Raw genomic sequence first — 5750 nt, 5'->3', positions numbered from 1 at the left:
CTCCCCCAGACTCCGTCCGGGAGGTGCCCCCAGCCCCTAGCGGAACGCATGCCCACAACCGGGGGTGAGGCGGAAGTCCGGCCGACAGGGCGCGCCCTGTCAGGGGCGCGGGGAACTGCGCGACCAGCCGTCGATGGCCCGCAGCCGCGCGCCGAGCGCAAGTCGCACCCCAGTAGGCGCACCAGGGCCCGGGGGCGGAGCCCCCGGACGGAACTCAGCCGCCGTCCGGCGGACCCTTCCGCGGCGGCCGCCCCCTGCGCGGGAGCGCCCCCGCGCCGCCCGGAAGGCGTCCCGCCTCCGCGAGTGCCTTCCGCAGCAGGAATTCGATCTGTGCGTTCGCGCTGCGCAGCTCGTCGTTCGCCCAGCGCGTCAGCGCGTCGTGCACCAGCGGATCGAGCCGCAGCAGCACCTGCTTGCGCTGCCGCGGCGCCCGCTCCGGCGAAGGCGGATCCGAGGGCGAGGGGGGTGTGGGTTCGTCCGTCACTGGTAGAGCGTGCCCGTGTTGACCACGGGCTGGGCAGCCCGGTCGCCGCAGAGCACCACCATGAGGTTGCTCACCATGGCCGCCTTGCGCTCCTCGTCCAGCTCGACGAGGCCGTGCTCGGTGAGGATGCCCAGCGCCTCCTCGACCATGCCGACGGCGCCCTGCACGATGAGCTTCCGGGCGGCCACCATCGCGCCCGCCTGCTGCCGCTGGAGCATCGCGGAGGCGATCTCCGGCGCGTAGGCGAGGTGCGTGAAGCGTGACTCGATGATCTGGACGCCCGCGGCCTCGACGCGCGCGTGCAGCTCGGCGGCGAGCTTCTCGGTGATCTCCTCGGCGTTCTCGCGCAGCGAGAGCCTGTCGTCCTCGTGCGCGTCATAGGGGTACTCGATGGCGATGTGGCGCACCGCCGCCTCGGTCTGGGTGGCGACGAACTCCTGGAAGTCCTCGACCTCGAAGACGGCCTGTGCGGTGTCCTCGACCCGCCAGACCACGACCGCGGCCAGCTCGATGGGGTTGCCGTAGGCGTCGTTGACCTTCAGGACGGCGGTCTCGTGGTTGCGCACCCGGGTGGAGATCTTCTCGCGGCTGGTCAGCGGGTTGACCCAGCGCAGGCCCTCGCTGCGGATCGTGCCGCGGTAGCGGCCGAAGAGCTGGACCACCCGGGCCTCGCCCGGCGCGATGGTGTTGAGGCCGCTCATCGCCACGACCGAGCCGATGCCGACGAGGATGCCGAGGACGACGAAGGCCGCGCACAGCGCGTTCTTGCCGTCGTGCCCGAAGGAGACCGCGAGGGCGATGAGGCCGGCCGCTATCAGCAGCCCCAGGAGGCCCAGCAGCAGGGCCGTCCCGCCGCCGATGTCGCGGGCGGGGAACTCGCGCACCCGCGGCTTCGGCGTCTCCGGCGCGTCCGCCGGCGGCGCGTTCTCGACGGTGGTGCGGGTGGTGTCCTGCATGGTGGTACCCCGTTCCTGGGCGGCGCGCGGAGGTCTGCCGCGCGCCGATTCGATGTCTAGCAAAGTGATATCACTTTATCGCCCTGTACCGTTTCCCGCACCGCTGCGCGTCCGGTTCCCGCCATCCGGGGTGCTGTATGTCACGTGCTGCAAAGCCTTGATCGATGGGCGTTTGGTGACAGTTGCGGTGTTAGCTTCGTGAGCTGGGTTGGGGGCGGACAGAGTGGAGCTACTGGAGAGATGGGCCGAGCGGAAGCGCGACGGGCGCAGAAGAGCACCCGCAAGAAGGGCGGCAAGCCCAAGAAGACCGGCATACGCCGCTTCTTCACCTGGAAGAAGCTGCTTGCCTACTTCGTGACCCTCATCGCCCTCGGCGCAGGCGCCTTCGTGGCGCTCTACATGTACGTCGACATCCCCAACGGCAAGATGGAGATGAAGCTGCAAAGCAACATCTACCTGGATGCCAAGGGCAAGGTCCTGGCGCGCACGGGCGAGGTCAACCGCGAAGAGGTCACGCTCGACAAGGTCCCCGACAGCGTCAAGAACGCCGTCGTCGCGGCCGAGAACAAGAACTTCTGGAACGACTCCGGCGTCGACATCAAGGGCACCGCGCGCGGCATTCTCAACACCCTCATGGGCCGTGGCAAGCAGGGTGGTTCGACCATCACCCAGCAGTACGTGAAGAACTCCTACCTGAGCCAGGAGCAGACCGTCACCCGCAAGGTGAAGGAGCTCATCATCACGCTCAAGGTGGACCAGAAGGTCTCCAAGGAGGAAATCCTCGCCGGGTATCTGAACACCAGTTACTTCGGCCGGAACGCCTACGGCATCCAGGCCGCGGCCCGCGCGTACTACGGCAAGGACGTCAAGGACATCACCCCGGAGGAGGGCGCCTACCTGGCGGCCCTGCTCCAGGCGCCCAGCCAGTACGACTGGTCGGCGGCCAGCGACGCGGGCAAGCGCAACGCCCAGGCGCGCTGGAACTACGTCCTCGACAAGGAGGTCGAGCAGAAGTGGCTCGACCCCGCCAAGCGCAAGGACATGAAGTTCGAGGTGCCGAAGCCGCCCAAGGCCCCCGAGGGGCTCACCGGGCAGAACGGCTACCTGGTGGACGCCGCCAAGAAGGAGCTCGAGCAGTTCTTCCACAAGAACGGCCGCGGTGACGGCGCGCTCGCGCGGGGCGGCTGGACCATCAAGCTGAGCATCGACTCCGACAAGCAGAAGGCGCTGGAGCAGGCCGTCAAGGACAAGGTCACCTCCAGGCTGGACAAGCAGGCCCGCAAGGTCGACAACTACGCCCAGGTCGGCGCCGTCTCCGTGGACCGCAAGACCGGCAAGGTCGTGGCGCTGTACGGCGGCGAGGACTTCGCGAAGCACCAGATCAGCAACGCGACCCGCGAGGACTACCAGCCCGCCTCCACCTTCAAGCCGCTGATCTTCGCCTCGGCGCTGGACAACGCGTCCAAGACGCAGGACGGCCAGCCGATCACGGCGAGCACGATGTACGACGGCACCAGCGAGCGGCCGGTCCGCGGTAGCGACACCCCGTTCGCCCCGCAGAACGAGGACCACGTCAGCTACGGCAACGTGACCGTCCAGGACGCGATGAACAAGTCCGTCAACTCCGTCTTCGCGCAGATGGCCGTCGACGTCGGCCTCGACAAGGTCAAGAAGACCGCCGTCGATCTGGGCATGAACCGCGAGGCCGGCGGCTTCGACGAGAGGCCCGCCATGTCGCTCGGCTCCATGAGCGCGAGCCCGCTGCACATGGCCGGGGTCTACGCCACGCTCGCCAACCACGGCAAGAAGGTCACCCCGAGCATCGTCGAGTCCCTGACCCACAATGGCGAGAAGGTCGCGGCGCCGGAGACCATCGGCTCGCAGGTCCTCAGCCGCACCCACGCCGACGACGTCACCAACATCCTCCGGGGCGTGGTCAACGACGGTACGGCCACCGTGGTGCAGAGCTCGCAGTACGCGGTGGCGGGCAAGACCGGCACCTCCGACGACAACAAGTCGGCCTGGTTCACCGGCTACACCCCGGACCTCATCACCTCGGTCGGCATGTTCGGTGAGGGCCCCGGCGGAGCACAGGTCCCGCTGACCGGCACCGGCGGCGTCGGCCGCGTCAACGGTGGTGGCTACCCCGCCGAGATCTGGGCCGCCTACACCGGCCAGGCCGCAGACGGTGAGACCGAGTTCGACCTGAAGACGGACGAGGCCGGCGCGGTGCCCCCGCCGCCCGCCCCGACCGGCTCGGCCAAGCCCACTCCGTCGGCGTCCGGCCAGCCGACCCCGTCGGGCTCGGCCAGTCCGACCACGAAGCCGACGCCCACCTCCTCCGGGGGCACGCCGACGAAGGACCCGACGGACAAGCCGACCCCGCCGAAGCCCCCGACGGACAAGCCGAAGCCTCCGACGGACAAGCCTGTCCCGCCGACGGGCGGCGGTGACGGCGGTGACCCGTCGACCAACCTGCGCCTGCGCGACTGACCGGGCGCCGTACGTGAAAAGCCTCCGGCCGCCGCCCCGCTCCTCGCGGGACGGCGGCCGGAGGCTTATGCGTGTCAGCCGCCGTTGACCGCGGTGGCGATGCGGTCGCCGAGGCTCTTGTCGATGTTGCGCCAGTACTGCAGCGCACGCTCCAGCACGGGCTGGCTCACGCCGGCCTTCAAGTGCCCGGAGACGTTGGACACCAGCCGGTCGCGCGCGGCGTCGTCCAGGACCTGGCGGACCATCGTGCCCGCCTGGCCCCAGTCGTCGTCCTCGCGGTGCAGCTTGTACGCCTCACGCACCATCTCGCCCGCCGCCGACCAGCCCGCGATCTCACCGAAGCGCCGGGTGTCGGCCTCCGGGCCGCCGTACGAGTTCGGCGCGTACGGCCTGGCCACGTTCGCGGGCTCGTAGCGCATCGGGCCGTCCTTCGCGTAGGAATTCGCGACCGAGTGCGGGCGGTTGGGCGGCAGCTGCGCGTAGTTCGGGCCGATCCGGTAGCGGTGGGTGTCCGGGTACGAGAACAGCCGCCCCAGCAGCATCTTGTCCGGCGACGGGCCGATGCCGGGCACCAGGTTCGACGGCTCGAAGGCCGCCTGCTCGATGTGGACGAAGAAGTCCTCCGGATTCCTGTTCAGCGTCATCCGGCCGACCTCGATCAGCGGGTAGTCGCCGTGCGGCCACACCTTGGTGAGGTCGAAGGGGTTGAAGCGGTAGTCCGCCGCGTCCGCGAAGGGCATCACCTGGACGTTCACCGTCCACGTCGGGGCGTTGCCGGACGCGATCGCCTCGGACAGGTCGCGGCGGTGGTAGTCGCCGTCCTCGCCCGCGATGCGGTCCGCGTCGGCCTGGGTGAGGAACTCGATGCCCTGGTCCGTCTTGATGTGGTACTTCACCCAGAACTTCTCGCCACCCGCGTTCACCCACATATAGGTGTGCGAGCTGTAGCCGTTCATGTGGCGCCAGTTCTTCGGGATGCCGCGGTCGCCCATCAGCCAGGTGACCATGTGGGCGGACTCCGGCGACAGCGTCCAGAAGTCCCACTGCATGTCGTTGTCGCGCAGGCCGTTGTCGGGGCGGCGCTTCTGGCTGCGGATGAAGTCCTGGAACTTCTGCGGGTCACGGACGAAGAAGACCGGGGTGTTGTTGCCGACCAGGTCGTAGTTGCCGTGCTCCGTGTAGAACTTCAGGGCGAAGCCGCGCGGGTCGCGCCAGGTGTCCGGGCTGCCCTGCTCGCCCGCCACGGTCGAGAAGCGGGCCAGCATCTCACATCGCTTGCCCGGCTGGAAGAGGTCCGCCTTGGTGAACTGGCTGACGTCATTGGTGACTTCGAACGTGCCGTAGGCGCCGCCGCCCTTGGCGTGCACCACCCGCTCGGGGACCCGCTCCCGGTTGAACTGGGCCATCTTCTCGATCAGATAGTGGTCCTGGAGCAGGATCGGCCCGGAGTCCCCGATGGTGAGCGAGTGCTCGTCGCTCTCCACGGGGATGCCGGCGTTGTTCGTGGTGTACGGAGTCTGCGCCGAGTCGGTCATAGGGGACGCCTCCCGGAAACAAGGATGGATGAGGGCGCGTCCGTACCGCCCTCCACCCGAGCCAGTGAACTCCGCCGACAGCGCGTCGGCAACAGGAGTCTGGACACTGTCCAGAATTTCACCTCGTACGGGTGACGGGGGAGGCGACGGCAGACAAAACGGAAGCACCGGGCGCCCCGGCGCACGCGCGGCGCCCTCAGCGGGCGTGCGCGGGCAGCGCCATCTCGAACCACACCACCTTCCCGGTGCTCAGCCGGGTCTGTCTCTTATAACCATCTGACG

At 68.9% G+C, this 5750-nt stretch carries 4 protein-coding genes; 1 reads left to right on the top strand and 3 read right to left on the bottom strand.

The genetic code is table 11. The features are described 5' to 3' along the window. Nucleotides 1-214: 214 nt before the first annotated feature. Nucleotides 215-484: a hypothetical protein gene (locus K6I34_RS30035; RefSeq protein ID WP_229330708.1), complete on the bottom strand. Its 270-nt coding sequence runs from the start codon at nt 482-484 to the stop codon at nt 215-217. Beyond that, on the bottom strand, nt 481-1440 hold the full coding sequence (locus K6I34_RS30030; protein ID WP_229330706.1) for an SPFH domain-containing protein: 960 nt from the start codon (nt 1438-1440) through the stop codon (nt 481-483). Before K6I34_RS30030 ends, K6I34_RS30035 begins: the two co-directional genes overlap by 4 nt. 240 nt (nt 1441-1680) lie before the next feature. Here K6I34_RS30030 and K6I34_RS30025 point away from each other — a divergent pair, with 240 nt between their 5' ends. Next, nucleotides 1681-3933: a transglycosylase domain-containing protein gene (locus K6I34_RS30025; protein WP_229330704.1), complete on the top strand. Its 2253-nt coding sequence runs from the start codon at nt 1681-1683 to the stop codon at nt 3931-3933. 74 nt (nt 3934-4007) lie between these two features. On the opposite strand, the gene K6I34_RS30020 is transcribed toward K6I34_RS30025, so the two are convergent. Continuing rightward, nucleotides 4008-5468 carry a catalase gene (locus K6I34_RS30020; protein WP_229330702.1) on the bottom strand — a complete coding sequence of 487 codons (1461 nt, stop codon included), beginning with the start codon at nt 5466-5468 and terminating at the stop codon, nt 4008-4010. Nucleotides 5469-5750 lie beyond the last annotated feature (282 nt).

The organism is Streptomyces sp. UNOC14_S4 (assembly GCF_020740835.1).
Lineage (GTDB): Bacteria > Actinomycetota > Actinomycetes > Streptomycetales > Streptomycetaceae > Streptomyces.
This window is presented reverse-complemented; position numbering and strand designations above follow the sequence as displayed.

Excerpts from the sequence above, each read along its gene's own strand:
- K6I34_RS30030 (WP_229330706.1), bottom strand. The coding sequence starts at position 1,440 with ATGCAGGACACCACCCGCACCACCGTCGAGAACGCGCCGCCGGCGGAC.
- K6I34_RS30025 (WP_229330704.1), top strand. The coding sequence starts at position 1,681 with ATGGGCCGAGCGGAAGCGCGACGGGCGCAGAAGAGCACCCGCAAGAAG.
- K6I34_RS30020 (WP_229330702.1), bottom strand. The coding sequence starts at position 5,468 with ATGACCGACTCGGCGCAGACTCCGTACACCACGAACAACGCCGGCATC.